The organism is Pseudomonas salmasensis, from assembly GCF_014268375.2.
In the GTDB taxonomy this organism is placed as follows: Bacteria; Pseudomonadota; Gammaproteobacteria; order Pseudomonadales; family Pseudomonadaceae; genus Aquipseudomonas; species Aquipseudomonas salmasensis.
Genome location: NZ_CP077083.1, coordinates 1,312,460 through 1,338,150, shown reverse-complemented (window position 1 = coordinate 1,338,150; position 25,691 = coordinate 1,312,460). Strand labels below are relative to the sequence as shown.

General features: G+C 63.3%; 26 protein-coding genes and 1 pseudogene. 20 read left to right on the top strand and 7 right to left on the bottom strand.

The window, feature by feature from the left end; translation table 11 throughout:
- The first annotated feature begins 107 nt into the window (after positions 1 to 107).
- From HU731_RS05590 to gspD, 11 genes are read left to right on the top strand one after another with little or no spacing between them, the layout of a single operon-like run.
- Positions 108 to 1,805 (top strand): GspE/PulE family protein, encoded by a 1,698-nt coding sequence (locus tag HU731_RS05590; protein ID WP_186607730.1) that lies wholly within the window; start codon positions 108 to 110, stop codon positions 1,803 to 1,805.
- Positions 1,802 to 2,998 carry a type II secretion system inner membrane protein GspF gene (gene gspF / locus HU731_RS05585; protein ID WP_186607679.1) on the top strand — a complete coding sequence of 399 codons (1,197 nt, stop codon included), beginning with the start codon at positions 1,802 to 1,804 and terminating at the stop codon, positions 2,996 to 2,998. The genes HU731_RS05590 and gspF overlap by 4 nt, the downstream gene beginning before the upstream one ends.
- 20 nt (positions 2,999 to 3,018) lie before the next feature.
- Positions 3,019 to 3,429, top strand: coding sequence for a type II secretion system major pseudopilin GspG (gene gspG, locus HU731_RS05580; protein ID WP_019821138.1), 411 nt, complete (start codon positions 3,019 to 3,021; stop codon positions 3,427 to 3,429).
- 7 nt (positions 3,430 to 3,436) lie between these two features.
- A complete protein-coding gene (locus HU731_RS05575; RefSeq protein WP_186607680.1) occupies positions 3,437 to 3,862 on the top strand; it encodes a GspH/FimT family pseudopilin in 426 nt (141 codons plus the stop codon).
- A complete protein-coding gene (locus tag HU731_RS05570) occupies positions 3,859 to 4,191 on the top strand; it encodes a type II secretion system protein (RefSeq protein WP_186607681.1) in 333 nt (110 codons plus the stop codon). The genes HU731_RS05575 and HU731_RS05570 overlap by 4 nt, the downstream gene beginning before the upstream one ends.
- Complete coding sequence (locus tag HU731_RS05565) at positions 4,188 to 4,796, top strand: type II secretion system protein GspJ (protein ID WP_186607682.1); 609 nt, start codon at positions 4,188 to 4,190, stop codon at positions 4,794 to 4,796. The genes HU731_RS05570 and HU731_RS05565 overlap by 4 nt, the downstream gene beginning before the upstream one ends.
- A complete protein-coding gene (locus HU731_RS05560) occupies positions 4,793 to 5,494 on the top strand; it encodes a general secretion pathway protein GspK (RefSeq protein WP_186607683.1) in 702 nt (233 codons plus the stop codon). The genes HU731_RS05565 and HU731_RS05560 overlap by 4 nt, the downstream gene beginning before the upstream one ends.
- Entirely contained in the window at positions 5,491 to 6,483 is a 993-nt protein-coding gene (locus HU731_RS05555; RefSeq protein WP_186607684.1) for a PilN domain-containing protein, read from the top strand. Before HU731_RS05560 ends, HU731_RS05555 begins: the two co-directional genes overlap by 4 nt.
- The gene (gspM, locus tag HU731_RS05550) at positions 6,458 to 7,060 is read left to right on the top strand and encodes a type II secretion system protein GspM (RefSeq protein WP_032896326.1); all 603 of its coding nucleotides are present in this window, start codon (positions 6,458 to 6,460) and stop codon (positions 7,058 to 7,060) included. The genes HU731_RS05555 and gspM overlap by 26 nt, the downstream gene beginning before the upstream one ends.
- Positions 7,057 to 7,557 (top strand): type II secretion system protein, XpsN-like, encoded by a 501-nt coding sequence (locus HU731_RS05545; protein WP_032896327.1) that lies wholly within the window; start codon positions 7,057 to 7,059, stop codon positions 7,555 to 7,557. Before gspM ends, HU731_RS05545 begins: the two co-directional genes overlap by 4 nt.
- 5 nt (positions 7,558 to 7,562) lie before the next feature.
- Entirely contained in the window at positions 7,563 to 9,686 is a 2,124-nt protein-coding gene (gene gspD, locus HU731_RS05540; RefSeq protein WP_186607731.1) for a type II secretion system secretin GspD, read from the top strand.
- Positions 9,687 to 9,731: 45 nt separating this feature from the next.
- Here the strand turns inward: gspD and HU731_RS05535 are convergent, their stop codons facing one another.
- Positions 9,732 to 10,574, bottom strand: coding sequence for an HAD family acid phosphatase (locus HU731_RS05535; protein WP_186607685.1), 843 nt, complete (start codon positions 10,572 to 10,574; stop codon positions 9,732 to 9,734).
- Positions 10,575 to 10,745: 171 nt separating this feature from the next.
- Here HU731_RS05535 and HU731_RS05530 point away from each other — a divergent pair, with 171 nt between their 5' ends.
- The gene (locus tag HU731_RS05530; RefSeq protein WP_186607686.1) at positions 10,746 to 11,165 is read left to right on the top strand and encodes a response regulator; all 420 of its coding nucleotides are present in this window, start codon (positions 10,746 to 10,748) and stop codon (positions 11,163 to 11,165) included.
- Between the two features lie 3 nt (positions 11,166 to 11,168).
- Here HU731_RS05530 and HU731_RS05525 read toward each other — a convergent pair whose 3' ends face one another.
- Both HU731_RS05525 and HU731_RS05520 read right to left on the bottom strand, forming a co-directional pair.
- Positions 11,169 to 12,374, bottom strand: coding sequence for a DUF1835 domain-containing protein (locus HU731_RS05525; protein WP_186607687.1), 1,206 nt, complete (start codon positions 12,372 to 12,374; stop codon positions 11,169 to 11,171).
- A gap of 213 nt (positions 12,375 to 12,587) precedes the next feature.
- Positions 12,588 to 13,664: an aldo/keto reductase gene (locus HU731_RS05520; protein WP_186607688.1), complete on the bottom strand. Its 1,077-nt coding sequence runs from the start codon at positions 13,662 to 13,664 to the stop codon at positions 12,588 to 12,590.
- A gap of 216 nt (positions 13,665 to 13,880) precedes the next feature.
- Here HU731_RS05520 and HU731_RS05515 point away from each other — a divergent pair, with 216 nt between their 5' ends.
- From HU731_RS05515 to HU731_RS05500, 4 genes are all read left to right on the top strand, one after another.
- Entirely contained in the window at positions 13,881 to 14,513 is a 633-nt protein-coding gene (locus tag HU731_RS05515; RefSeq protein ID WP_186607689.1) for a glutathione S-transferase family protein, read from the top strand.
- Positions 14,514 to 14,529: 16 nt separating this feature from the next.
- The gene (locus tag HU731_RS05510) at positions 14,530 to 15,450 is read left to right on the top strand and encodes a LysR family transcriptional regulator (protein WP_186607690.1); all 921 of its coding nucleotides are present in this window, start codon (positions 14,530 to 14,532) and stop codon (positions 15,448 to 15,450) included.
- Positions 15,450 to 16,334, top strand: a complete 885-nt coding sequence (locus HU731_RS05505) for a LysR family transcriptional regulator (RefSeq protein ID WP_186607691.1) — start codon at positions 15,450 to 15,452, stop codon at positions 16,332 to 16,334. The genes HU731_RS05510 and HU731_RS05505 overlap by 1 nt, the downstream gene beginning before the upstream one ends.
- A gap of 80 nt (positions 16,335 to 16,414) precedes the next feature.
- Positions 16,415 to 17,347, top strand: coding sequence for a pyridoxamine 5'-phosphate oxidase family protein (locus HU731_RS05500; protein WP_186607692.1), 933 nt, complete (start codon positions 16,415 to 16,417; stop codon positions 17,345 to 17,347).
- A 157-nt stretch (positions 17,348 to 17,504) separates the two neighbouring features.
- On the opposite strand, the gene HU731_RS05495 is transcribed toward HU731_RS05500, so the two are convergent.
- The 3 genes from HU731_RS05495 to HU731_RS05485 all read right to left on the bottom strand — a co-directional run bounded on the left by HU731_RS05495 (position 17,505) and on the right by HU731_RS05485 (position 20,133).
- Complete coding sequence (locus HU731_RS05495; protein ID WP_367616871.1) at positions 17,505 to 18,026, bottom strand: Sbal_3080 family lipoprotein; 522 nt, start codon at positions 18,024 to 18,026, stop codon at positions 17,505 to 17,507.
- A 164-nt stretch (positions 18,027 to 18,190) separates the two neighbouring features.
- Positions 18,191 to 18,328 (bottom strand): DUF6124 family protein, encoded by a 138-nt coding sequence (locus tag HU731_RS05490; RefSeq protein ID WP_014719091.1) that lies wholly within the window; start codon positions 18,326 to 18,328, stop codon positions 18,191 to 18,193.
- A 317-nt stretch (positions 18,329 to 18,645) separates the two neighbouring features.
- On the bottom strand, positions 18,646 to 20,133 hold the full coding sequence (locus tag HU731_RS05485; RefSeq protein WP_186607693.1) for an aldehyde dehydrogenase family protein: 1,488 nt from the start codon (positions 20,131 to 20,133) through the stop codon (positions 18,646 to 18,648).
- Positions 20,134 to 20,369: 236 nt separating this feature from the next.
- On the opposite strand from HU731_RS05485, the gene HU731_RS05480 reads away from it, so the two are divergent.
- Both HU731_RS05480 and HU731_RS05475 read left to right on the top strand, forming a co-directional pair.
- Positions 20,370 to 21,539 (top strand): p-hydroxyphenylacetate 3-hydroxylase oxygenase component, encoded by a 1,170-nt coding sequence (locus tag HU731_RS05480; RefSeq protein WP_161906538.1) that lies wholly within the window; start codon positions 20,370 to 20,372, stop codon positions 21,537 to 21,539.
- A gap of 56 nt (positions 21,540 to 21,595) precedes the next feature.
- Positions 21,596 to 22,069: pseudogene (locus tag HU731_RS05475) on the top strand (flavin reductase family protein); the annotation flags it as partial.
- Positions 22,070 to 22,101: 32 nt separating this feature from the next.
- Here HU731_RS05475 and HU731_RS05470 read toward each other — a convergent pair.
- Positions 22,102 to 23,424: an alginate export family protein gene (locus HU731_RS05470; protein ID WP_186607694.1), complete on the bottom strand. Its 1,323-nt coding sequence runs from the start codon at positions 23,422 to 23,424 to the stop codon at positions 22,102 to 22,104.
- Positions 23,425 to 23,641: 217 nt separating this feature from the next.
- On the opposite strand from HU731_RS05470, the gene HU731_RS05465 reads away from it, so the two are divergent.
- Positions 23,642 to 25,141, top strand: coding sequence for an APC family permease (locus tag HU731_RS05465; RefSeq protein ID WP_186607695.1), 1,500 nt, complete (start codon positions 23,642 to 23,644; stop codon positions 25,139 to 25,141).
- On the top strand, positions 25,104 to 25,670 hold the full coding sequence (locus HU731_RS05460) for a DUF3156 family protein (RefSeq protein ID WP_186607696.1): 567 nt from the start codon (positions 25,104 to 25,106) through the stop codon (positions 25,668 to 25,670). The genes HU731_RS05465 and HU731_RS05460 overlap by 38 nt, the downstream gene beginning before the upstream one ends.
- The last annotated feature ends 21 nt before the right edge of the window (positions 25,671 to 25,691 follow it).

Below are 25,691 nucleotides of genomic sequence, written 5' to 3'. Positions count from 1 at the left end.
CCAGTCGATACACCCGGCTAACGCCTGCCTGGGCTATGGCGAACTAATGGCATTGTTCGGTAGTTCTAAATAGCCATACTTTTCGCAACGTTAGATATTCCTCAATGATGCCGTCAGCGCCCATCGATGCTTGCAAGATGCAGATCCCGCATACCGACCAGGTGTGCGCGTGGCTGATGCAGCACGCCGGGCTCAAAACCGCTGATCTGGAACGCGCCCAGCGTTTATCCACTGAGCCTGGCGACCTGCTCGGTTTACTCACGCGCCTGGGCTTGGTGTCCGAAGTCGAACTGGCTCGCGCCTGGGCTGATTTGCTGAATGCACCACTGCTGTTGGCCGACGCCGCGCCGCCGTTGCTCGACCCGCTTCCCGTGCTCGCCGAGCGCTTTATGCGTCACTACCAGGTTGTGCCCATAGGCTGGCAGCAGGGTGGGTTGCGCGTAATGGCCGCCAACCCCGCGCAGTGGTATCCGTTCCAGGCCCTGGCGTACGCCTGTGAGGTGCCGGTGTGGCTGGCCATCGGTTCGCGTACTGAAGTCGACACACTCATCGAGCGCTATTACGGCCAGGGCCGTTCCGCCATGGGCAGCCTGATCGAAAACCTCGATGAGCAGGGGGGCGCCCTGGAAGATATCGAACACCTCAAGGACATGGCTTCCGAAGCGCCAGTGATTCGCCTGGTCAACCTGATCCTGCAGCGCGCGGTGGAACAGCGTGCTTCGGATATCCATATCGAACCCTTCGAAAACCAACTCAAGGTGCGCTACCGCATCGACGGCGTGCTGCACGACGCCGAAGCGCCGCCCGCCAGTTCGTCGGCGGCGGTGATCTCGCGGGTGAAGATCATGGCGCGCCTGGACATTGCCGAACGGCGCTTGCCCCAGGACGGGCGCATCATGCTGCGCATTCAGGGCAAGGCGCTGGATTTGCGGGTGTCCACGGTGCCCACCAGCTTTGGCGAGTCGGTGGTGATGCGCCTGTTGGACCGGCAAACCGTGCAGTTCGACTTCCCCAGCCTGGGCTTTGATGGCCCGCGCCTGGCGGCCTTTCTGGACCTGTTGGCGCGGCCCCACGGCATCCTGTTGGTCACCGGGCCTACGGGCTCGGGCAAAACCACCACGCTCTACACCGCGTTGTCGCAACTCAATACCGCCGAACGCAAGATCATCACCGTGGAAGACCCGGTGGAATACCAGCTTGAAGGCATCAACCAGATCCAAGTCAAGCCGGCCATCGGCCTGGACTTTGCCGGTGCGCTGCGCGCTATCGTGCGCCAGGACCCGGACGTGATCATGATCGGCGAAATCCGCGACCTGGAAACCTGCCGTATCGCCGTCCAGTCCTCTCTCACGGGTCACTTGGTGCTCTCAACCCTGCACACCAACAGCGCCGCGGCGAGCATCACGCGCTTGCTGGACATGGGTGTGGAAAGCTACCTGATTGCCTCCACGGTCAGCGGTATCCTCGCCCAGCGCCTGGTGCGCCGCCTGGACCCTGCCACGCGCGTGGCCTTCCAGGCCCCGCCGGAATTGATCCAGGAGCACGGCCTGGATCGCCTGACCGAGCAGCGCCCGATCCTGCTTTACCGCGGCGATTATCACGGTCGCAGCGCCCTCACTGAATTGTTGGTAATGAACGACGAGTTGCGTGGCCTGCTGATGGGCCACGCCGACGCCGCCAGCCTCGAACACGCCGCCCGCCGCGCCGGTTTGCGCACCTTGTATGAAGACGGTTTACGCCAGGCCCTGGCCGGTGTCACATCCCTGGAAGAAGTGTTGCGCGTCACCCGTGGAGATGAGGTGTGAGCCTGTTCAAGTTCCGCGCGTTGGACAGCCAGGGCGTGGCCCAGAGCGGCACGTTGCAAGCCATTGACCAGGCGGCCGCTGTCGCCATCTTGCATCAGCGTGGCTGGTTGCTGCTGCACATCGAAACGGCCAGCGGCCCCTTGTTGCGCCAGGCACGCGGGCAGTTGAAGGGCGCAGCGCTGGTGAGTTTTACCCAGCAATTGGCCACGCTACTGGGCGCCGGCCAGCCCCTCGAACGCGCTTTAAACCTGTTGCTCAAGCAAGCCCGCCATCCCCAGGTGCGGGCCTTGATCGAGCGCATTCGCGATCAGGTCAAGGCCGGCAAACCGCTCTCGGCTGCGCTGGAGGAGGAGGGCGGCACGTTTTCCCCGCTGTACCTGAGCATGGTGCGCGCCGGTGAGGCCGGCGGGGCGCTGGAAGGCACCCTGCGCCAGCTCAGCGACTACCTGGAGCGCAGCCAGTTGCTGCGCGGTGAGGTGATCAATGCGCTGATCTATCCGGCGTTCCTGGTGGTGGGTGTACTGGGTTCCCTGGCGCTGTTGCTGGCCTATGTGGTGCCGCAATTCGTGCCGATCTTCCAAGACCTCGGCGTACCGATTCCACTGATCACCCAGGTGATCCTGGCGCTCGGCGAGTTCCTCGGCGCCTATGGCCTGGTGGTGCTGGCCGGGTTGTCGATCAGTGCATGGGTCCTGGCGGCGCGCCTGCGCGACCCCCTGCGTCGTGAGCGTTACGACCGTCACCTGCTGGGCATCCGCGTGATCGGCCCGCTGTTGCAACGGGTGCAAGCCGCCCGCCTGGCCCGCACCCTCGGCACGTTGCTCAGCAATGGCGTGGCGCTGCTGCCCGCGCTGGTGATCGCCCGGCAGGTTTGCAGCAACCGTGCGCTCCAGGCGCAAGTGGCGCTGGCGGCGCAACGGGTCAAGGGCGGCGGCACCCTGGCCGATGCGTTCGGTCGCCAGCCGCTGCTACCTGAGTTGGCACTGCACATGATCGAAGTCGGTGAACAGGCCGGTGAACTGGACAGCATGCTGCTCAAGGTCGCCGACATCTTCGACGTCGAGGCCAAGCGCGCCATCGAACGCTTGCTCGCGGCAATGGTGCCGACCCTGACCGTGGTCATGGCGGTACTGGTGGCAGTGATCATGCTCGCGATCATGCTGCCGCTGATGAGCCTCACCAGCCATATATGAACTTTCAAGGAGCAGAACCGATGAAAACCCGACACCGCCAAGGCGGCTTCACCCTCTTGGAAATGCTGGCGGTGATCGTGCTGCTGGGCATTGTCGCGACCATTGTGGTGCGCCAGGTCGGTGGCAATGTGGACAAGGGCAAGTACGGCGCGGGCAAGGCGCAACTGGCCAGTTTGAGCATGAAGATCGACAGCTACGCCCTGGACGTGGGCGCGCCGCCCAACAACCTGCAACAGCTGCTCGACAAGCCCGCCAGTGCGTCCAACTGGGCCGGCCCCTACGCCAAGCCTTCGGAGTTGAAAGACCCGTTCGGCCATGGGTTCGGCTATCGCTTCCCCGGTGAGCACGGCGCCTTCGACCTGATCTTCTACGGCCAGGACGGCCAACCCGGCGGTGAAGGCTACAGTGCCGACCTGGGCAACTGGGAGTAACCCGCCCGTGGCCCAGCGAGGCTTTACCCTGCTGGAGATGCTGGTGGTCATTGTATTGATCGGCATCGCTGCCGGGTTGTTGGGGCTGGGTGTACGACAAGGGTTGCAGGTGGCCAAGGAGCGGCGGGTGGTCGCGCAGATAGTCGAGGCGTTACGCGCCACACGGACGAGCGCGATCGTCAGCGGCCAGGCAGCGCACACTCAATTCGACCTCCAGGGCCGCACGTTCCAGGCGCCAGGGCGTGCGTCACAGCAGTGGCCAGCGCAGGTGCAAGTGATCTTGCACAGTGCCGAGCAGGCCGGGGCCGCTGTGGTGTTCTATCCCGACGGCAGTTCCACCGGCGGTAACCTGCTGCTGGCCAACGGTAGCCGGCGTTGGCGCATCGACATCGGCTGGCTCACCGGCAGTGTGCAGTCCAAGGCGCTGCCATGAAGCACCAGGCCGGTTTCACCTTGCTGGAAATGCTCGCCGCCCTGACGTTGATGGCGGTGTGCAGCAGCGTGTTGCTGGTTGCCTTCGGCCAGAGCGCGCGTTCCTTGTCCCAGGTGGCCCACAGCGACCGCCTCACCCATGCCGCGCTTACGCTGCTGGACCAGGAAGCTGCCGGCTCGCTGATTGAGGGAACCCGCCAAGGCCAACTCGACGGCATCCATTGGCAACTGACCAGCACCCGCCAACAGCCGCACCTGTTTCGTCTTGATCTGAACGTGCGTGAAGGCGTGCATCAGGCACACTTCAGCACCTTGAAGGCACGCCTGTGAAGCGCCGTGAGCAGGGCTTCACGTTGCTGGAAGTGCTCGTGGTGCTCAGCTTGCTGTCGGTGTTGTTACTGCTGGTGAGCGCAGCGTTGCTGGGGGCCAATCGGGCGGTGGCCAAGGCCCAGGCCTACACCGCCAGCCTGGATGAAATGCGCGCCGCCCAACAGTTTTTGCGCACCTCGATCAGCGAGGCGCTGCCGCTAAAGCTCACTGACGACAACAGCCAGGCCGAGGGTTTCTTGATCGGCACACCTGAACGCCTGCAGTTTGTGGCGACCTTGCCCGGTGTATTGGGCGGGGGGATCCAGCGCTTTACCCTGCAACGGGTCGGGCAGGATCTGCAGGTGGCTTTTTCGCAGAGGGCATCGCAGGCCAACGCGCAGCGCGATGAGCCGCAGGTGCTTTTGCATAACGTCCAGGCGCTGCAGTTCAGCTATCGCGGTATATCGCCACTGGGCCAGCCCACCGACTGGTTGAGCCCGTGGCCCTGGCCCCGGCGCCTGCCCACAGCGGTGCGCATCGACGCCACCGTCGACGGGCCGGTGCCGTGGGTCACCCAGGTGGTTGCGCTGCGCCTGAACCTGTCCAGCGCGAGCAGCGAAGAATGAAGCGCCAACGCGGTGTGGCCCTGTTGCTGGTGCTGTGGGTGCTGGCCTTGCTCAGCGTATTGCTCGCGGGTCTGGCCGCGTGGGTGCAACTGCAAAGTCGCCAGGCGCTGTGGCTGCGCCAGCACACCCAGACACTGTTGGCTGCCCAGGCCGGTGTCGCTCAGGTCATGGCGCAAGGGCATTGGCTGGCGGACGGCCGTGCTGTCGCGCTGGCCTTCGACGATGCGCGCCTACAGGTCAGTGTGCGCAGTGAGCGCGGCAAGCTGTACCTGGTCAACGCCGCTCTCCAAGACGTCACGCGCCTGGCCCTGGCCTGCGGCGCTACAGCGGCCCAGGCCCAGCAGTTGGCCAAGGCCCTTGAGACTCGCCGCCATCAGGGCCTGGCGCCGTTTCGGGTGCTGGAGGAGGTGCGTCAACTGCCTGGTATGACCCAGGCGCTCTACAGCCAATTGCTGCCGGAAATTACTTTGTGGAGCGACCTCGACCGGCCCGCTCCGGCATTCGCCAGCCCCTTGATGCGCAAGGCGCTGAACCTGCCACGCCAGGACGCCGAGGGCGTCGACCCCGGCCAGGTCTTGGAAATCGACAGCCGCGCCGAGCGCCCCGGCGGCTATCAGGCACGCCTGCGACTCACCCTTTTATTGAGCCCTGCGGAGGACAGCGCACAGCCCTACCGGGTAGTGCGGTGGCAAGAATGATTCAACTCGAACCGATTGCCCGCTATTGGCGCGGCAGCCTGCTGCAACAAGGCTGGCGCCTGTGGCTCACGGAGTTACGCGGCTGTGTGCCCAAGTGGCTGGCGTTCCAGGAACCGCCCGAGCACGTTCATCACTGGCCGCTGACGACACCGGTGGTCCCAGGCAATGCGCGCCAGGTGCTGATGCTTGCCCCTGATGCCGTGTTGCAACAAAGCGTGCAACTGCCTCTGGCTGCCGCACGTAACCTCATGGAAGTGGTTGGCTATGAGCTGGACCGCTACACCCCGTTCGACGCCGAGCAACTCTACTTTGTCGCCCGTCAGGAACTGCGCACACCCAGCCACCTAGAGGTGAGGGTGGTGGCGATCCTGCGCGAGCGCCTGGACCAAATCCTCACTGACTGCGCTGCCCTCGGCCTGTACCCGCACCGCGTGGATGTAGCGGGCCTGGGTATCGACCTGCTGCCCGCGCCGCTGCGCCCGCGTTCGCGTCCCGCCGGCAAGCAATTGCAGCGCAGCCTGCCGTGGTTGTGCGGCGCGTTGCTGATCGCGGCGATGCTGTTGTGGCTCAACGACCGCCAGCGGGTCCTCGACAGCATGCACGCCACTGTTCAACAGCAAAAAGCCGAGGTGGCCCAGGTGCACGCCCTGCGCCAGCAACTGCTCAACACCCGTGGCGCGGCGCAGTACCTCAGCCAGCGCAAACGGGCGCAACCGCCTCTGGCCGCGCTGCTGAATGACTTGACCAGCTGCCTGCCCGCCGACACCTGGCTCGACCAATTGGACGTCAAGGACGGCGAGGTGAGTTTCTCCGGCCAAAGCGCCAAGGCCAGTGGCCTGATCAGCCGCATCAAAGGCTGCCAGCGCTTGGACAACGCACAGTTCGAAGGGGTGATCCAACCCGACGCACGCACCGGCAAAGACCAGTTTGCCTTGCGTGCCCACTTACGCCAGGAGGCCGCCGATGCGCCGACCCCTCACACCCCGTGAACGCCGCGGCGCCGCCTTGTTGACCCTGGCTTTGGTGCTCGGCGCGGCCTATTGGCTGTTGATCGACAGCTGGTTCGCCGGGCCACTGCGGGCCATGGGTGAACAGGCCGAACAGTTGCGTGAACAGCAGCAGCGCTATGCCAGCGTCATACGCCAGGGTGATGCGTTGCGCGAACAGCTGGCGCAGGCACAGCAAGACCCGGCCAGCAGCGCCAGCCTGTTGCCGGGGGACGACCCGGACGTGGTCGCCGCCGACCTGATGCAGCGTCTTGCCGACCTGATCAACAGCCACGCCAACCTCGGCGGCGGCTGCAACCTGACCCAGCGCAAGCCGATCACGCCTGAACAGGACGACAGCGAGCCCTATCGTCAGGTCAAGGTCAGCCTCACGCTCAATTGCGCCATCGAACCGCTGACCGCGATCCTGCATGGGCTGGAATATCAGCCGCCTTTTCTGTTCGTCGATGAGCTGCATATTCGTCGCGACAAACAGGCGCCGGCCAATGGCGGGGCAGGCAAGCTGGCGGTGCAATTGCTGGTGCGCGGCTACCTGCAACCGGCACGGGTGGCACCATGATCGGCCCCTTGCGTCCTCTGGAATGGGGCTGGCTCGGCGTGGCCGGGCTCTTGGGGTTGTTGATGGCGATGATCCTCAGCAGCATCGGTGATGCCCCGCGGTGGTTACCCGATGCGCCGGTGCACGCGCCACCCTCGTTCCAGCTGCAGGCCGCTCCCACGCCAGCGTTGCAAGACCTTGCCGGCACCTGGCAAGCGCCGCTGTTCAGCCCGGATCGCCGCCCAGACCGGGAGGTGGGTAAAACCCAGGTGGCGAGCCTGGCCAACCTGACCCTCAGCGGCATCATGATCACCGGCAACCTGCAAATGGCCATGCTCAAGCAAGCCGGTGGCCCCACGCTCACGGTGCGCTTGGGCCAGGCGTTGCCCAATGGCTGGCGCCTGGAACACCTGACCCCGCAATACGCCCGTTTTGCCTTGGGCGGGCGCACCCAAACCCTGAGCCTCTACGGTAAGCGGCTACCCCTGATCTCACATCCCCGCGAGTCTCTCCCTTGATCGATATGCGCACTTCGCTGTTTTGCCTGGCTACCGCCGTCTCCCTGGGCGGCTGTGGCTCCTTGCCTGACACCCTCGACCCGGACGACGAGCTGCTGCACGAGGCCCTGCAGGGCACCGGCGCACAACGCCCGCCGCTTGAGGCGCCTGTGGCCCAAAGCCCTCCACCTGCCACCCAGGCCCCGCCACAGCGCCAGTTGATTCGTGGCAATCAAGCGTTCGTGCGCCAGCCCAAGGCGCCTGTAAACGTGCCGGAGCAGGGCGGCGACATCGTGTTCAACTTCGCCGGCCAGCCCATCGAGGCCGTGATCAACAGCGTGATGGGTGATCTGCTGCACGAGAATTACAGCATCGCCGAGGGCGTGAAGGGCACTGTCAGCTTCTCCACCTCCAAACCCGTGGACAAACAGCAGGCGCTGTCGATTCTCGAAACCCTGCTGTCCTGGACCGACAACGCCATGATCAAGCAGGGCAACCGCTATGTGATCCTGCCGGCCAACCAGGCAGTGGCGGGCAAGCTGGTGCCGCAGATGCGCGTGGAGCAACCGGCCAGCGGCCTCTCGGCACGTCTGTTTTCACTGCGCTATATCTCGGCCACCGAGATGCAGAAACTGCTCAAACCCTTCGCCCGTGAAAACGCTTTTTTGTTGGTGGACCCGGCGCGCAATGTCCTGAGCCTGGCCGGCACGCCTGAAGAACTGGCCAACTACCAGGACACCATCGACACCTTCGATGTGGACTGGCTCAAGGGCATGTCGGTGGCGGTGTTCGGCCTGCAACGCGCCTCGGTGGCCGAGCTGATGCCCGAGCTGCAAGCCATGTTCGGCGCGGACAGCGGTACGCCTCTGGCCGGCATGCTGCGGTTCTTGCCGGTGGAGCGCACCAACTCGGTGGTGGCGATTTCTTCCCAGCCCCAGTACCTCAGCGAAGTGAGCGACTGGATCCGCACCATCGACGAGGGCGGCGGCAACGAGCCGCAGATGTATGTGTACGACGTGCGCAATATGAAGGCCGCTGATCTGGCCAAGTACCTGCGGCAGATCTACGGCAACGGCGCGATCAAGGATGACGCCCCGGCGAAGGTAGCGCCGGGGTTGCGTACCACCACCTTGTCCTCGTCCACCAGCGTCGGTTTACAGGCCAACGCCCCGGTGCCCGCAGCCGAAGAGCCTGAAGCCGAGCCCGCCGACCCCCCCCCGGCATCGCCCACCAGCGACCTCGAAGCGGGCACGCGCATCACCGCGCAAAAGAGCAGCAACCAACTGCTGGTGCGCACCCGCCCGGCGCAATGGAAAGAGATCGAAGCGGCGATCAAACGCCTCGACAATCCCCCGCTGCAAGTGCAGATCGAGACGCGCATCCTGGAGGTCAAGCTCACCGGCGAACTGGACCTGGGCGTGCAGTGGTACCTGGGCCGCCTGGCCGGTAATTCCACCAGCACCACGGTGGCCAACGCCTCCGGCAGCCAAGGCGCCCTGGGCGGTGGCGGGGCAGGGCTTGGGGCGGCGGACTCGTTGTTCTATTCCTTCGTCAGCTCCAACCTGCAAGTGGCCCTGCACGCCCTGGAGACCAACGGCCGCACCCAGGTGCTGTCGGCGCCATCGCTGGTGGTGATGAACAACCAGCCGGCGCAGATTCAGGTGGGGGACAACATTCCCATCAGCCAGACCACCGTCAATACCGGCGACGCCGACACCACCTTGAGCAGTGTCGAATATGTGCAGACGGGGGTGATTCTGGATGTGGTGCCGCGCATCAATCCGGGCGGGCTGGTGTACATGGATATCCAGCAACAGGTCAGTGATGCCCAGAACCCGACGGGGAGCAGTGAGACGCCGGTGAACCCGCGTATTTCAACGCGCTCGGTATCGACCCAGGTAGCGGTGCAGAGTGGCCAGACGGTGTTGCTCGGCGGGTTGATCAAGCAGGACAACGCGCAGAGTGTCAGCGCCGTGCCTTACCTAGGGAAGATTCCGGGGTTGCGCTGGTTGTTTGGCAATACCGGCAAGTCCAAGGACCGCACCGAGCTGATTGTGTTGATCACGCCAAGAGTCATCACCAGCAGCAGCCAGGCGCGGCAGGTGACGGATGATTATCGCCAGCAAATGCAGCTGTTGCGCCCTATGTGATGATCGTTCCCACGCAGAGCGTGGGAACGATCATCACGGCAGGGCTCAACCCTCTTGCTGCAACAGCAACGCCTGCTGCTTGAGCCTGCGTTTGTGTGCAAACGGCAAGCGCTCATCGTCCCCATACGGCGCGCTGTACCAGTTGCCGTAGCTCGGGTTGGGCAGCAGGAACCAACGCTGGCCCAGCCAATTTACATAGGGTTCGACGGCCTTGCGCTGCGCATCCAGGGTGTTGTGTTCGGCCTGCACGAAATCGCCCAGGGAGTCTCCGGCCATCAACAGCACGCGGGCATGGTTGGCGACCCATTGGCGGCGGCAGTTCTTGCCGTAGCCCGCGCTTTCGCAGTGGCCGGTGGGGGTGCTGGCCGCCAGGATCTGTGCGTCGCTCTCAATCGGGAAACCGCGCAAACGCAGGTTTTTGGCGGTGGCCGCGACTTGGCTGTGTTCTCGGTTGGTGAGGTAATAAACCTGGATGCCTTTTTGCCGGGCCGCCTGCAGGAACGCCACCGAGCCTGGCAGTGCCTGGGCCTTGGCCTGCTCGACCCAGGTATTCCAGCGGTCATAGGAATAAACCTGATTGTTGATGATATCGCGGGCGTTGAGGGGCACGTTGTCCAACAGCGTCTCGTCGATGTCCACCACCACCGCCGGGGGCAGGCCGGCCAGGTTGCGTGGGGCAAAGGGCAGGGCGTCCCAGCTCGGGTCGGCCAGGGCGACGTCCAGTTGACGGGTGGCATTGGCGAAGAGCTGGCGGTAGATCAACTCGTGCTCGATGGAGGTCTGGGTCCAGAGCACGGCGTCGAGTTGGTCATTGGCCGGCGGGTGTTGCTGGCAGCCTGCGAGGGCGGTGGTGAACAAGCAGAGGCTGGCAAAGAACAGGTTGCGCATGGGCTGGGTCTCGAAGAGCGTGGAGGCGTGGTCAGCACGCCAGTCTAATCACTTGAGGGGCTGGCTGCTCGTTGCCATTTCGGAATCGTCTTAAAGCCAGGCTTCACCCTTGGCGGGTAATGTAGCGAGCGTTGAAGGATCGTCGTCGCTGCCCCTCTGCCAGGTTTGCCTATGCCCAATAAAGCATTACGTTTTCTGATCGCCGATGGAGAGCATCTGCAGCGGGTCAAGATCGAGAAGATGCTCAACCAGTTGGGCTATCACCGTATCGCCCCCTTGAGCGGGTTCGACGAGGTGCAGGCGCTGACGCGTTCGAACGGCGTGATGTTCGACCTGTTGATCATCAACACCGCGCTGGTGCGCTCGCGTCAGGTCGACCTGCTGAAGTTCTGCCGGGAAAACCCGATGATCCGGCATGCGCTGATCTATGACGGGCAGTGCGCGCAGCGGTCGGTGGTGCCGGTGTCGGCGAGCCAGACCTTGCATTTGTCCTTGTCGCAATCGCCGGATTTCAATTCCTTGTGCCGGTGCCTGGAAATGCTCGACCCGGCGGCGATGGCACGCGTCGCCGGGATGTCACCCAAGCGTTGAGCCTCAACCAACCCAGGTCGGCAGGTTGTCGTTGCCCATTCGCCAATGGGGATGCCGAGGGCTGAGGCACACACCGCCGACCCAACGCTCATGGCTGGCGTGGTCCATCCAATTGGCGTCGCCATTTACGACGGCGTGCCCCAGTGGCGTCAACGCCAAGGGGCGCTGAGGCCATGGTTGATCTATCTGGGTTTCCACCAGCAAAGGCTGCCCGCCATCGATCAACGGCCGCATCAGCGCATGAAACATCAGGTCGCCCAGGAACGGCAATGGTTCGCGCTTGGCCATCAACTCCGCGAAGACGCGGGCAAACGCCACTGGCCCGCTTTCAGCGAGATAGGTCAGCGCCAAGCGTTCGGTCAGTGAAAGGCCATCCTTAACCCCTGGCAACTCCTGTAATTGGCGGCGTAACGCCGGTGCAAGCAGCGGCAGGCTCGGGTGAGCAGTGCGGGCCAGTTCTGCCAGCTTGATTGGCGAGGTGTCGCAGTAAGCCGACCAGGCTCGTTTGGCCAGGTGCACCGCCGTGTCGTCGATCAAGCGTCGCTGTGGCCACAGCCAGGCAAGCACGTCGGGTGCCAGTTGGCCTATGCCGACAAACCGTTCGACGCCCGGTATGCGGTCTACCTCGATCAACTCAAGTTTTTTCGGCGCGCATTCCAGGCTTGAGAGTGCGCGAATCAGGAACAGTTGGTCATAGGCATCCGCTTCACACCACAGCACGCTATGTTCGGCGCCGGCCAGTGAGTCCAGTTGGGTGTATTCCTCGTCAACGCGCAGGTTTACATCGGCAGGGGCCAGGGCAAAGGCCTGGCTGATAAAAGTGCTGCGCAGGCGACGGAATTCGGCGCTGGGCAGGTCGCGTACCGGGCCCATGCACAGCGGGTCGCTGAGCATCTGGAAGCGGCCCTTGAACCCTGCCACCTGCAAGCTGTGGGCAATGTCATTGCCACAGCGCCAATGGCGAGTGCGTGCCTCGTCGCTGGCCTCGAAACCTTGGTGGCGCGCAACAAAGTCAAGGGCATCAATATGCGCCTTGAGCTTGGGCCAACTGGCAAACCCCAATTGCTTGGCGACCTGCCATTGGGCCTGGGCCAAGGTGGCGCTGGGGTTTTGGTTTTTCAGGTGCGACAACAGTTCCTTGGCACGTTTGCGCTGTTGCTCAAGGTTGAGGCGACCGTTGGTAGTGGAGGCCAAAGGGCGTTGCGACATACGAGCTCCTTGCACAAACCTTTTCCGCTTTAAGGTTGGGAGTCGTAGAAATGAGGTGCAGCTGGGATGTCTTGGGCGCAGCCCTTTCCGCGGAAGGTGGCGTAGAGAGCGCCAGGCGGCAAATATAGGCAGCATTGCCATTGCGTGCAACCCTAAAAATGTAGGAGCGAGCTTGCTCGCTCCTACAAAAAAGCCTGCCCCAATGGAGCCTTTTTACTTGTCTTGGCGCGCATCCAGGGTCTTCTGATGCTCGGCCAGGAACGGTTGCTCCGCGGGGTCAAAACGATCAATCCCGGCGGTGAAGCGGTGCCAGTAGGGGTACAACGGCTGACGACGCGTGACCGCCTCGATGCGCGCCGACTGCGCTTGGGTGAGTTTCAGCTCGGTGGCCGCCAGGTTGTCGCGCAGGTGTGCTTCGGTACGGGCGCCGACAATCAGCGACGTGATCCCGGGGCGATCCTTGAGCCAGGCCAGGCAGGTGCGGGCGACCGAGACGCCGTGTTCATCGCCGACGGCGGCGAGGGTCTCGATAATGTCCAGCGCACGTTCCTGGTCGTGGACATAGGGTTCCGGCCAACCGCTGCCCTGGCGGGTATTGGCCGGCGGCTTGTGCCCGCGTCGGGTCGTGCCGGTCAGCAGGCCTTCGCCCATCGGGCCCCACACCAAAGTGCCGACCTGTTGGTCCAGGGCCAACGGCAGCAACTCGTACTCGGCCTCGCGGGATTCCGGGGTGTAGTAGATCTGCTGGGTAATCGGCTTGAGCATCCCGTGCAGCTCAGCCTTGCCCAGGGTTTTCATCATCTGCCAGGCGGTGAAGTTGCTGGTGCCGAAGTAGCGGATCTTGCCAGAACCCACCAACAGGCGCAGGGCTTCCAGGGTCTCTTCGATTGGCGTCATGCCGTCCCAGTTGTGCAGTTGGTACAAGTCGATGTGGTCGGTGCCCAGGCGTTTGAGGCTGGCTTCGCACGCGCGGATCAAGTGGTAGCGCGACGAGCCGGAGTTGTTGGGGTTGTCGTCCACCGGGCTGCGGCCTTTGGTGGCCAGCAGAATGTCGTTGCGCTTGTCGCCCAACGCCTTGCCCACCACTTCTTCGGCCAGGCCGTGGGAATAGAGGTCGGCGGTGTCGACCATGTTCACCCCGGCGTCGAACGCCATATCGAACATGCGCTTGGCCAGGGGCACGTCCACCGCACCGCATTTTTCAAATTCTGCGCGACCGCCAAAGGGCACGGTGCCCAGGATGATTTCCGATACCAGCAGGCCGGAATGACCCAGTTGTCGGTACTGCATGTTGCCTCCTACTTAACGTTGCACGTGAAGGTGTGAACGATGGCGAAGGCGATAGTTTGAATTTTTTCATGAAATGCTCGCGGCACGCTTGGCTGCGACGTCAACGAAGGATTGTTTCGCTGGATGAAATGCTGGATTGTGAATCCTGGTCATTCCGCCCAATAAGACAGCGGTAGAACATCCCTGGCGTCGATACCCACTCATTTGGAGCCTGTCATGACCCAACCTGCGATCAAACTCTATGGTTTCCCCCTGTCCGGCCACTCCCATCGGGTTGAGCTGATGTTGTCCCTGCTGGGGCTGGCGAGTGAATTTGTCCTGGTGGACCTCAAGCAAGGCGCGCATAAAACGCCTGAGTTTCTCACCACCCTGAACAGCTTTGGCCAGGTGCCGGTGATTGATGACGGCGGCACGGTAGTGGCCGACTCCAATGCGATCCTGGTGTACCTCGCCAGCACCTATGGCAACGGCCAATGGCTGCCGAGCGACCCGACTGGCCACGCGCGAGTACAACGCTGGCTCTCTGCCGCCGCCGGCCCACTGCATGCCGGGCCTGCCACGGCGCGTTTGGCCACGGTGTTTGGCGCCGAGGTGGACACGGTCAGCGCAATCAACCGTGCCCATGCCTTGCTGAGCGTGATGGAGCAGCAACTGAACCAGAGCCGTTTCCTCGCCAGTGAGCAGCCCAGCATTGCCGATATCGCCTTCTACACCTACGTGGCCCACGCGCCGGAAGGCAATGTGTCCCTGGCCGACTACCCTAAGGTACGCGCCTGGCTGGCCAGCATCGAAGCACTGCCGGGTTTCGTTGGCATGCCGCGCACGGCGGTGGGGCTGCAATCGCAATAACAACCGAGGGGCGCCGATGGACCGATTTCATGAAATGCAGGTGTTCATGGCCGTGGCCGAGGAGGAGGGCTTCGCCGCTGCCGCACGCCGCCTGAACACCTCGCCGCCCAGCGTGACCCGGGCCATTGCCGCCATGGAGCAACGCATCGGCACTCAGTTGCTGGCGCGCACCACCCGCAGCCTGCACTTGACCGAAGCCGGCCAACGTTACCTGGAAGATTGCCGACGCATCCTTGCCGAGCTGGACGAGGCCGAGGAAGCGGCGGCGGGCAGTTACTCCATTCCGGGCGGTCAGTTGACGGTGACCGCACCGGTACTGTTTGGCGAGCTGTATGTGGCGCCGGTACTGGGGGATTATCTGGACCGTTTTCCGTTGGTGAGTATCAACGCCTTGCTGGTCGACAGGGTGGTCAATATGACCGACGAAGGTGTGGATGTAGCGGTGCGTATCGGCCACCTGCACCAATCCGGACAGCAAGCGATCAAGGTCGGCGAAGTACGCCGGGTGGTGTGCGCATCGCCGGCTTATCTTGACCAACACGGGCGGCCCCAGCGCCCCGAGCAGTTGCGTGAGGCCAAGCTCGTCACCTCATCGTCCAGCCAACTGGTGAGTGAGTGGACATTCATTGCCGCCGGCCAGCCGCTGAAGGTACCGATCGAGCCACGCCTGGTGGTCACCGCCAACAATGCTGCGATCAACCTGGCCCGCCTGGGCTGGGGCATGACGCGGGTGCTGTCTTACCAAGTCGCGGCAGCGGTGGCGGCGGGTGAGCTGGAGCTGGTGTTGGAGGATTTCGAACCGGCGCCGCTGCCGATCCACGTGGTGTTCCAGCAAAACGGCCGCGTACCGGCCAAGGTCAATACTTTTGTGGACTTCCTCCGCCAGCGCCTCGGGCAGGACCCGGCCCTGAACGCGGCGACCAAGCAGCGCGCCTGATGGAGCGTTTTCGCGATATGCAGCTGTTTGCCGCGCTGGCCGGGCAACCCAGCCTGGCGTCAGCGGCACGCCATGCGCAGGTTTCCGGTCCCACGCTGGTAAGAGCGGTTGCGCGCCTGGAGGCACGCCTGCGCGTGGTGTTGCTGCAACGTAGTACACGTGGGGTCAACCTGACCGATGCAGGCCAGGCGTACCTTGCCGACTGCGTGCGCCTGCTGGCAGCGGTGGACGCGGCCGAGGCCTCGGCCAACGGTTTGCATGTGCAGGCCCAGGGCGACCTGCGGATATTCCTGCCGTTACTGTTCAGCCGCTACGTCATGGCGCCGCTGTTGGCCGGCTATGCGGATCGCTACCCGGCGGTGCGTGTCATCGCGCACTACCACGACTATTTCCCTAACCTGCACGTAGAAGGGCTGGATGTGGCGGTGCTGGTCGGCCAATTGCCCAGTTCGTCGCTGATTGCGCGGCAGGTCGGGCAGGTGGGCACTGTCCTTTGCGCCAGCCCTGCTTACCTGGCGACCCGGGGCGAACCTAGGCATCCGGCTGAACTCAAGCAGCATCATCTGATTGCCAGCGCCGACCCGGTGCACTGGGATTTCCTGCATTACACCCTCAAGGCTCGCGCCCGGCTGAGTTGCGCCACTGTCCAAGGTGCGATCAATGCGGCGGTGCAGGGGGCGGGCGTGATTCGAACCTTGAGTTACCCGCTGCACGAACACCTGGTGAGTGGCCAGTTGCAGCGCCTGTTGCCTACCTTTGAGTTGCCGCCGCAGCCGGTGTATGTGGTCTACCGCGAAGGCCGTCATGCGTCGATGCGCGTGCGCAGCTTTGTCGACCACTGCGTCACGGCGTTGCGCGAGCATCCGGCGTTTCAGTTGGCGTAATAGTGGATTGCCCAGGGTGGGCATTCTCTCTATCACGGCCTGGGCGCAGCATCTTCAGTCTCTAACCGGAGGTGAGCGCCATGCACTCGATTGAAGCAACCCCTTGGCATGTCGGCGAACGACACATGCAGGAAAGTGCCGGCGTCTCTGAACGCATGGCCATGATCGGGCCCAAGGTCATTCGTGATCATTTGCCTGAGCAGCACCGCGATTTCTATCCGCTGCTGCCGTACTTGATCGCAGGCGTGGTGGACGAACAGGGCATCCCCTGGGCAACGATGCTGGAAGGCGCACCAGGGTTTGCGCATTCACCGGATCCGCACAGGCTGCAGATCGACAGCCTGCCCGCCAAAAGCGATCCTGCCTGGGCTGGGATAGCGGATGGCGCGGCGATCGGCCTGCTGGGCATCGACCTCAACACCCGCCGCCGCAACCGCATGAATGGCCGCATTGGAACGCTTGAGCATGAGGGCTTCACGGTGGACGTGGTGCACACCTTCGGCAACTGCCCCAAGTACATCCAACTGCGCCCCGTCGCCGGCATTGCGCGCAAACCCGGCAACCTGGCCGAGCGCAGCAACCGTCTGGACGATGCGGCGCAAGCGCTGATCCGCCACGCCGACACCTTCTTCGTCGCCAGCTACGTCGACCTGCACGGCGAACGCTCGGTGGACGTCTCCCATCGAGGCGGCAATACGGGGTTTGTGCGGGTGCAAGGCAACGTACTGACCATTCCGGATTTCGCCGGCAACCTGTTCTTCAACACCCTTGGTAACCTGCACGCCAACCCGGTGGCGGGGCTGTTGTTTGTGGATTTCGAGACGGGCGACGTGCTGCAAGTGGCCGGGCGTACCTCGCTGATCCTGAGCGGGCCGCAAGTGGCTGAGTTCGAAGGCGCGCAGCGCTTATGGACGGTGACGGTGGAACATGTGGTCCGCCGCCCGGCAGCGTTGGCCTTGCGTTGGCAATTCGCTGAATTTTCACCGCACAGCCTGGCGATGGGCACCTGGTAGCCTGGCACGATAATGCCATGTAGGAGCGAGCTTGCTCGCGAAAAACGTCAACGATAACGCGGGCGTCCTGAGTAAACGCGGCGCCTGTGGGTTTTTCGCGAGCAAGCTCGCTCCTACAGAAGGTGGTGTGAAGCGTGGCGCAGGCTGGTGGGTGAGCTCACTCTAGGGAAGACGGTCGAGTCATGCCGTAATCAGCATTGGGAAACAGCTGATTGGTCATCTCGATGATTTTGCTTCGCGCATCGATGAACTTGCCCATTCGGGCGCCACCCGAAGTTGAGTCATACAACGCCTGTCCGACCCTTCGACCGTTCTCGAACACCTGAATATCGGCGAAGCTCATGTACAGCGCCATGTCCCAGCTCCATGTACCGATATAAGTGGTCGACAGCGCGCAACTGGCGGGCGGGGCGCCTGGCGGCAACTCGCGGGGTTGAAAGCCCTTAGTGCGTAATTGAGCGGTGTAAGTCGTGTTGAAGCCTTCACGCAAGCCCGCGGCGGGGATCATGCAGATTTCAGGGGAGTGAACAGTAGAGGAGGGGACGGGCGTGACGGTTTGCGTGATGCTGCAGCCGGTGAGGGCGCCGCATGCCAGTAAGCAAGCGAGGGTTGTTACCTGGTGCATAGCGACCTCCATGTCATAAGTAGTGGCTGGATGATAGCAGTGAAGTTCCAGCATGGATCACTCTCTACTGAGATGCAGCCGATCCAATGTGGGAGCTGTCGAGCTTTAGCGAGGCTGCGATGGCGGCGGCACGGTCAACATATTCATATCGCGGCCTCGCTAAAGCTCGACAGCTCCCAAAGGGGAATGTCATTGCCTGTTGGGGTTGTGCGTTTTCATCAGGCCACCGGGCACTCACGGTTCAGCGCTTCATCTACCAGCAACTGCGCAATCTCGATCATCTGCACCACCGCCAGCACCTGCTTGCGGGCGTGACCGTCAAGCTGTTCGGCACAGACAGTCGTGGACTCCAGCATTTCGCTACCACACGAAGTAAGGAGGCGACTGTACACGGGGTGGTAGACCGGTCATAGAAACCCGGCAGGCCGAAGCCTCCCATGCACAGCCGCCACAACACCCTTGAGAGTTTTGGACGCTATGGTTAGCGGCGAGGCTCATCGGACGCAACCCGAAAGTTGTGTAAGAGCGGTCCGATAACCGCGCCATTGCGGGTACGCTAAATACCCCATGTAGGAGCGAGCTTGCTCGCGAAAAACGTCAACGATAACGCGGGCGTCCTGAGTAAGCGCGGCGCCTGTGGGTTTTTCGCGAGCAAGCTCGCTCCTACAGCCATTCAATACCGAACCATCACCGACTTAAGCTCGGTGTAATCCTCAATAAACGCACTGCCAAACTCCCGCCCCAGCCCCGAAGACCGACTGCCCCCAAACGGCACTGCCGGGTCGAGCAGGGTGTGCATGTTCACCCACACGGTGCCCGCCTTGACGGCCGGGATCATGCGCAGGGCCTTGCCCAGGTCATTGGTCCACAGGCTGGCGCTCAAGCCGTAGGGCCCGTGGTTCATCATGGCCAGCAGTTCGTCTTCGCTGTCGTAGGGCAAGAAGGTGGCGATGGGGCCGAAGGTTTCTTCGTTGAGCAGGGTGTCGTGCAGGTGGTTGGCGAGGATCACGGTGGGCTCGACGTAGCAGCCCGGGCGGTCGATGAGGTGGCCGCCGTGGATGATCGTGTTGTTTTCGGCGCGGGCCTGGTTGAAGTAGCCGAGCAGTTTGTGTTGGTGTTGCTGGTGGGTCACCGGGCCGAAGTCGGTGAGTTCGTCCAGGGGCGAGCCAATGTTCAGTCGGCTGAGGCGTGCTTTTAGTTTTTCCAGCACGGCGTCAATCTGCGAGCGGTGCACGAAGAAGCGTTCGGCCGCCGCGCAGATTTGCCCTGAGTGCAAGAAGCCTGCTTCGATGATCCCATCCACAGCCTTGTCCACGTTCATATCGGGCAGGAAGCCGGCGGCGTTCTTGCCGCCCAGTTCCAGGGTCGCGCGGGTGAGGCCTGCGCCCATGGCACTGCGGCCCACCGCAATACCGGTGGGCACTGAGCCGGTGAACGACACCTTGTGGGTGCCGGGGTGTTCCACCAGCCCCTTGCCGACATGGCCGCCACCGGTCAGCACGTTGAGCACGCCCGCCGGCAACCCGGCGTCGATGGCCAGTTCGGCGATGCGCAGCAGGGTCAGCGGCGTGAATTCGCTGGGCTTGATGATGATGCTGCAGCCGGTTACCAGCGCCGAGGCGAGCTTCCAGATGGCGATCATGGTCGAGAAATTCCACGGCACAATGCCCACCACCACGCCCACCGGTTCGCGCAAAGTGAAGGCGGTGTAGCGCTCGCCATTGAACGAAGGCAGCGACGGCGTGAGGGTCTGGCCGCTGAGTTTGGTGGCCCAGCCTGCGTAGTAGCGCAGGAAGTGCGCGGCCTGGTCGACCTCAAAGGCGCGGGAAATCTGGATGATCTTGCCCGACTGGCAGGTTTCGATCTGCGCCAGTTCTTCGCGGTGGTGCTCCAGCAGGTCGGCCAGTTTCAGCAGCACGTTGCCACGAATGGCCGGTGCGGTCTGTGACCACAACTGGAAACCTCGGTTGGCGCAAGCGACCGCAGCGTCGATATCCGCCAGGTCTGCGTCGGCCACATCGGCGATCACCTGGCCGGTGGCGGGGTTGGTCACGCTCAGGCGTGCATCGGCGTGGCTGCGCACACTGGCGCCGTCGATGAATAGCCCATGACGGCGGCGCAAAAAGGCTTCGACGTGAGGCAGCAGCGGGATATCGCTCATGGCAGGTTCCTGGCAGTTCACAAAAGAAAACTCGAGGTTAACCAACGCGCAGGTACGCGGCTTGACTGTGCCTGCCAGGTTTTATGCCTGTGCCTGCCGTGCCTGTGAAAAGTACAACCTTGCCTGCCGAACGTGCATGTTGTGCTGGCGCAAGCCGGTCGATACTGGCCCTGCATCCCGCGCCGTTCCACGATTTGGAGCGCCTGCCGGACTTCCAATAATAAGCAGGGCCGTCCATGAAAAAGCCAAACCCGCTCCTCGAAGACCTCAAGCCTCTTCTGCCTGCCATTGCCGCGAACGCCAGCCGTGCCGAACAGCTGCGCCAAGTGCCGGATGAGAATATCGCGCTGCTCAAAAGCATCGGCCTGCACCGCGCCTTCCAGCCCAAGGCATTCGGCGGCCTGGAACTGTCGCTGCCCGAATTCGCCGATTGCATCGCCTTGCTCGCCGGCAGTTGCGCCAGCACCGCCTGGGCCATGAGTTTGTTGTGCACCCACAGCCATCAACTGGCGCTGTTCTCGGCGCAGTTGCAGGAGGAGATCTGGGGCGCCAACCCGGATGCAACGGCCAGCAGCAGTATTGCGCCGTTCGGCCGGGTGACCGAGGGCGAGGGCGGCGTGTACTTCAGTGGCGAGATGGGCTGGAGCAGCGGCTGTGACCATGGCGAATGGGCGATTGTTGGCTGCCGTCGCCAGAATGCCGAAGGCACCCAGGATTACTGCTTTGCCGTGCTGCCGCGCAGTGACTATCAGATCCGCGATGACTGGTTTGCAGCCGGCATGAAAGGCAGCGGCACCAAGACCCTGATCATCGACAACGCCTGGGTGCCGGAGCACCGGATCCAGAAGGCCAAGGACATGATGGAAGGCAAGTCTGCAGGCTTTGGCCTGTACCCAGACAGCCAGATTTTCTACGCGCCGTACCGGCCGTATTTCGCCAGTGGTTTCTCCACCGTCAGCCTCGGCGTGGCCGAGCGCATGCTGGAGGTGTTCCGCGAAAAAACCAAAAACCGCGTACGTGCCTACACCGGTGCCGCCGTCGGCGCCGCGACCCCGGCGCTGATGCGCCTGGCCGAGTCCACCCACCAAGTGGCCGCCGCCCGGGCGTTTCTGGAAAAGACCTGGCAAGACCACGCCGAACACAGCGCCGCCCACCGCTACCCAACGCGAGAAACCCTGGCGTTCTGGCGCACCAACCAGGCCTACGCCACCAAGATGTGCATCGAAGCGGTAGACCGCCTGTTCGCCGCCGCCGGTGGCAATGCCTGGTTCGAACACAACGAAATGCAGCGCCTGTTCCGCGATTCCCATATGACCGGCGCCCATGCCTACACCGACTATGACGTGTGCGCGCAGATCCTTGGCCGTGAGCTGATGGGCCTGGAACCCGACCCGAGCATGGTGTAGCCGCGTTTTCCCTACAACAATCAGGGCGGCCCATAGAGGCCACCCGGGAGTCTTGCATGTCTGACGTATTCGACCCACGAGCCTTTCGTCGCGCCTTGGGCAACTTTGCCACTGGCGTGACCGTGGTCACCGCCGCCACCGCTTCCGGGCGCAAGGTGGGCGTGACCGCCAACAGTTTCAACTCGGTGTCCCTCGACCCGCCGCTGGTGCTGTGGAGCATCGACAAACGCTCCAACAGCCATGCGGTGTTCGAGGAGGCCAGCCACTTTGCGGTGAATGTGTTGGCGGCGGACCAGGTGCATCTATCCAACAATTTCGCGCGCCCCCGTGAGGACCGCTTCGCCCTGATCGAATACGAGCCGGGGGAGGGTGGCTCGCCGGTGTTCGCCGATTGCTCGGCGCGTTTTCACTGTGAGAAATACCAGCAGGTGGACGGCGGTGACCATTGGATCATGATCGGCAAGGTGGTGGCCTTTGATGACTTTGGCCGTGCGCCGCTGCTCTATCATCAGGGCGCCTATGCCGAGGTCCGGGCGCTGCCTCCGTGCGCGCCCGAGGCGGTTTAGAACGGCACGGCGACCACCAGTTGGCTGTAGACATTGGTGCCGCTGCCGCCGACCTGATTGCCGCCGTTTTCGGCTGATTTATTCGGTTTGTACAGGCCGAGCAGCGGTGTGATGATCAGGTGCTCGTTGACGGCCCATTCGGCATACAGGTCCAGTTCGCGGCCATCCAGATTGGGCTGGTCACGGGTACTCACGGTGTTGTAGTCGAAGAACAGCGCCCCAAGGGTGACGTTCTCCAAGGGTTTGACCTTGAGCGCCACGTGCTGCACGGCGGTGTTGCTGTTGAAGGGGCCGGAATAGTTGCCCGCCACTTCGCCTTGCACCCAGGTGCCGTAGCCACGGTTGAAACCTGAGAACATGCCGTCCCAGTCCCTTGAATAGCGTGCATAACGATAGGTCAGGTCCGGTGACCACGGCAGGTTGGCGAAGGTGTAGCCGGCTTCGACGTAACCGGCATTTTCCTGGCCGTCGCGACGGCTTTGGCGCGCCAGTTCGAAGGCGAAGTGCGCGTTGTCGATACCGGCACTGCCGGCGCCGCGCAGGCTGTAGAGGTTCATGCCTTTGCGCTGGCGCTGCAGGTCGGTGGCGAAGCGCTCATCCACGTCGATGCCGTGAATGTAGGTCAGCCCCAGGGTGCCCGGCGCGGCAGTGTATTCCAGGGTGCCGGCGGCCATTTCGGTGAGCGCCTGGGCGCGGTTGTCGGACTTGATCCACATCAGGCTGCCATGCACGCCGTCCTTGCCGCCCAGGCGAATCACCGCCGTTTTATCGAAGGCATGGCGCGCGGCGATGTAGTAGGCGCCGCCGCGATTGAACTCGCCGTCGCCCACGCCATTGCCCAGGTTGGGGCCGTCGTCGTTAAGGATAAAACCGTCGCCGAGCATGATGATCTGGCGACCGAACGACAGGTCCAGGCCGTCCTTGCCCAGCGCCGGTAACAGCTCGCCAGAGCGCCAGCCTGCAAAGGCCTCGTCAAACTTGGTGGTGCGCTCGGTGCCGTTGGTCAGCCCTGCCGCATCGCCATCGCCCCAGGTACCGGAACTCACCAGGTTGGCCGTGCCATACACGCCGCCCAGGTGGCCCAGGCTTTGTTCGACGCTCAAACCGTACTTGATGAAGGCTTCGCGCCAGGTGGAGCCGCCGCTGCGCCCATCGTAGTTCTTCGGGCTGTTGAACATACCGTACACGGCGAGGAAGTTGCCGGTGACCTGGGTGTCGGCGTCGGCATACAACTCGATGGCCTGCGCCTGGCCCACCAGCAGTGCCACGCCCAGGCCGACCGCCTGGCGCAGGCGGCGGTTTTTCAGTGTGTGCTCCATTGTTATTGCCCCCATCTTGGTTAAGAGTGAGGGCGCATTAGGGCGAGCGGTATGAGGCCAAGTCTTTTCCCTGCGTGCCAGGCAATTGACTCTGGCCGCCAGGCCACACGCCCTGGCAGGCAGCAACAAAACCGGCGGCAGACAGGGGCAAGACGATCAACGGGAGTGGGGCGCAGAGTGCCGACACATTAAAAAAAACCGCTTCGAGGACCCCTCCATGTCGATCAACGACCGACTCACCGCACACCTCAACCGGGGCACGGTAGGTTTTCCCACTGCGTTGGCCAGCACCATCGGCCTGATCATGGCCAGCCCGGTGATCCTCACCGCCACCATGGGCTTTGGCATCGGTGGCAGTGCGTTTGCCCTGGCGATGCTGATCGCCGTGGTGATGATGCTGGCCCAGGCCACCACCTTCGCCGAGGCGGCGTCGATACTGCCCACCACCGGTTCGGTGTACGACTACATCAACTGCGGCATGGGCCGGTTCTTTGCGATCACCGGCACCTTGTCGGCCTACCTGATCGTGCATGTGTTCGCCGGCACCGCCGAAACCATCCTCGCCGGGGTCATGGCCCTGGTCAACTTCGAACACCTCAATACCCTGGCAGAGTCGGCCGGTGGCTCGTGGTTGCTGGGCGTCGGTTTCGTGCTGGTGTTCGGCGTGCTGAATGCCTTTGGCGTCAGCGCATTTGGCCGTGCGGAGATCATCCTGACCTTCGGCATGTGGGCCACCCTGATGGTGTTTGGCGTACTGGGCCTGATCGCCGCGCCGGCGGTGCAGTTGGAGGGCTGGTTCGGTGAGTCGCTGGTGGGCACCGACCTGGTCACCGTGCTGTCGCTGGTGGGCATGGCGATGTTCATGTTCGTGGGCTGCGAGTTCGTCACGCCGCTGGCGCCGGACCTGCGCCAATCGGCCAAGGTGATGCCACGGGCGATGATGCTCGGGCTGATGGGCGTGGCCACGTGCATGTTCATCTATGGCGCGGCAATGAAGCGCCAGGTGGAGAACGTGGTGCTCGATGCGGCTTCCGGTGTGCACCTGTTGGACACGCCCATGGCCATCCCCCGGTTCGCCGAACAAGTGATGGGGCAGATCGGCCCGTTGTGGCTGGGCATCGGCTTTCTGTTCGCTGGCGCTGCGACCATCAATACCCTGATGGCCGGCGTGCCGCGCATCCTCTACGGCATGGCGGTGGACGGCGCCTTGCCCAAGGTGTTCACCTACCTGCATCCGCGCTTTAAAACGCCGCTGCTGTGCATTCTCGTGGCCATGTTGATCCCGTGCCTGCATGCGCTGTACCTGGGCGGCAACACCGACAACATCATGCACCTGGTGCTGGCGGCGGTGTGCGCGTGGAGTTTTGCTTACCTGTTGGTGACGCTGTCGGTGGTGATCCTGCGCATTCGGCGTCCGGACTTGCCCCGGGCCTACCGTTCGCCGTGGTTCCCGCTGCCGCAGATCGTCTCCAGCATTGGCATTCTGCTGGGCATGTGGTTTATCACCCCGCCCGGCATGAACCCGGCGGACATTTACGTGCCGTTTGGCGTGATGCTTGGCGTGACGGCCACCTATGCGCTGTTCTGGACCCTGGTGGTGCAGAAGGTCAACCCCTTCAAGCCCGCCTGCGTGGAAGAGGTGTTGGCCAGGGAATTCAATCATGAACCGGGGCACGCCCATGCCAGTTATAGCGACCTTGCGGCAAAAACTGTTTGAGCTGTTTCGTGCCGATCGCGCACCCAGCGGGTACCGGCCGGGGGTGACCCTGGCCCACCTGCGGCGTGATCTGGGCCTGGCCACCCTTGAAGTGGACGGTGTGGCCTTCGAGATTGTCGAGCGCACCGAGTCGCAGTTGTTGATGCACCTGGTGCTGACCGAGTGTGTCCTGCGCGTTCCTGCTGCAGCGGGTGGCACCGCCCGCGTTGAGGTGCACCATGGCGGCGCGATCCGTCGCAGCGGCATTCATGTGCGGCGCCGCGCTGGCAACCAGGCACTGGGCCGGGAGTTGCAGGCGCGTTTGCAGGCTGACAGCGCGTTGTTCCAGGCGTTGATGCCGCTGGATTTCAAGCGCCTGCGCATCGAGCTTCAAGGCCAGCAGTGGTGCGTGCGCCTGGAGCATATGGGTGGCAGCGAGGTGGTCAACCGCATGCCGGCGTTTCGGCGCTACATTGCGTTGAGCGCCGAGCAACGCGGGTATCTGCTGGCTGCATTGGTGGGTCTACAACGAGTATTGTCGGGCCTGTGATTGGCACCATTAGTGCTTCTG

Bases quoted from the DNA above. Each gene is read 5' to 3' on its own strand.
- HU731_RS05590 (WP_186607730.1), top strand. From the start codon at position 108: ATGCCGTCAGCGCCCATCGATGCTTGCAAGATGCAGATCCCGCATACC.
- gspG (WP_019821138.1), top strand. From the start codon at position 3,019: ATGAAAACCCGACACCGCCAAGGCGGCTTCACCCTCTTGGAAATGCTG.
- HU731_RS05570 (WP_186607681.1), top strand. From the start codon at position 3,859: ATGAAGCACCAGGCCGGTTTCACCTTGCTGGAAATGCTCGCCGCCCTG.
- HU731_RS05560 (WP_186607683.1), top strand. From the start codon at position 4,793: ATGAAGCGCCAACGCGGTGTGGCCCTGTTGCTGGTGCTGTGGGTGCTG.
- HU731_RS05555 (WP_186607684.1), top strand. From the start codon at position 5,491: ATGATTCAACTCGAACCGATTGCCCGCTATTGGCGCGGCAGCCTGCTG.
- gspM (WP_032896326.1), top strand. From the start codon at position 6,458: ATGCGCCGACCCCTCACACCCCGTGAACGCCGCGGCGCCGCCTTGTTG.
- HU731_RS05545 (WP_032896327.1), top strand. From the start codon at position 7,057: ATGATCGGCCCCTTGCGTCCTCTGGAATGGGGCTGGCTCGGCGTGGCC.
- gspD (WP_186607731.1), top strand. From the start codon at position 7,563: ATGCGCACTTCGCTGTTTTGCCTGGCTACCGCCGTCTCCCTGGGCGGC.
- HU731_RS05535 (WP_186607685.1), bottom strand. From the start codon at position 10,574: ATGCGCAACCTGTTCTTTGCCAGCCTCTGCTTGTTCACCACCGCCCTC.
- HU731_RS05530 (WP_186607686.1), top strand. From the start codon at position 10,746: ATGCCCAATAAAGCATTACGTTTTCTGATCGCCGATGGAGAGCATCTG.
- HU731_RS05525 (WP_186607687.1), bottom strand. From the start codon at position 12,374: ATGTCGCAACGCCCTTTGGCCTCCACTACCAACGGTCGCCTCAACCTT.
- HU731_RS05520 (WP_186607688.1), bottom strand. From the start codon at position 13,664: ATGCAGTACCGACAACTGGGTCATTCCGGCCTGCTGGTATCGGAAATC.
- HU731_RS05515 (WP_186607689.1), top strand. From the start codon at position 13,881: ATGACCCAACCTGCGATCAAACTCTATGGTTTCCCCCTGTCCGGCCAC.
- HU731_RS05510 (WP_186607690.1), top strand. From the start codon at position 14,530: ATGGACCGATTTCATGAAATGCAGGTGTTCATGGCCGTGGCCGAGGAG.
- HU731_RS05505 (WP_186607691.1), top strand. From the start codon at position 15,450: ATGGAGCGTTTTCGCGATATGCAGCTGTTTGCCGCGCTGGCCGGGCAA.
- HU731_RS05500 (WP_186607692.1), top strand. From the start codon at position 16,415: ATGCACTCGATTGAAGCAACCCCTTGGCATGTCGGCGAACGACACATG.
- HU731_RS05495 (WP_367616871.1), bottom strand. From the start codon at position 18,026: ATGCTGGAACTTCACTGCTATCATCCAGCCACTACTTATGACATGGAG.
- HU731_RS05490 (WP_014719091.1), bottom strand. From the start codon at position 18,328: ATGCTGGAGTCCACGACTGTCTGTGCCGAACAGCTTGACGGTCACGCC.
- HU731_RS05485 (WP_186607693.1), bottom strand. From the start codon at position 20,133: ATGAGCGATATCCCGCTGCTGCCTCACGTCGAAGCCTTTTTGCGCCGC.
- HU731_RS05480 (WP_161906538.1), top strand. From the start codon at position 20,370: ATGAAAAAGCCAAACCCGCTCCTCGAAGACCTCAAGCCTCTTCTGCCT.
- HU731_RS05470 (WP_186607694.1), bottom strand. From the start codon at position 23,424: ATGGAGCACACACTGAAAAACCGCCGCCTGCGCCAGGCGGTCGGCCTG.
- HU731_RS05465 (WP_186607695.1), top strand. From the start codon at position 23,642: ATGTCGATCAACGACCGACTCACCGCACACCTCAACCGGGGCACGGTA.
- HU731_RS05460 (WP_186607696.1), top strand. From the start codon at position 25,104: ATGCCAGTTATAGCGACCTTGCGGCAAAAACTGTTTGAGCTGTTTCGT.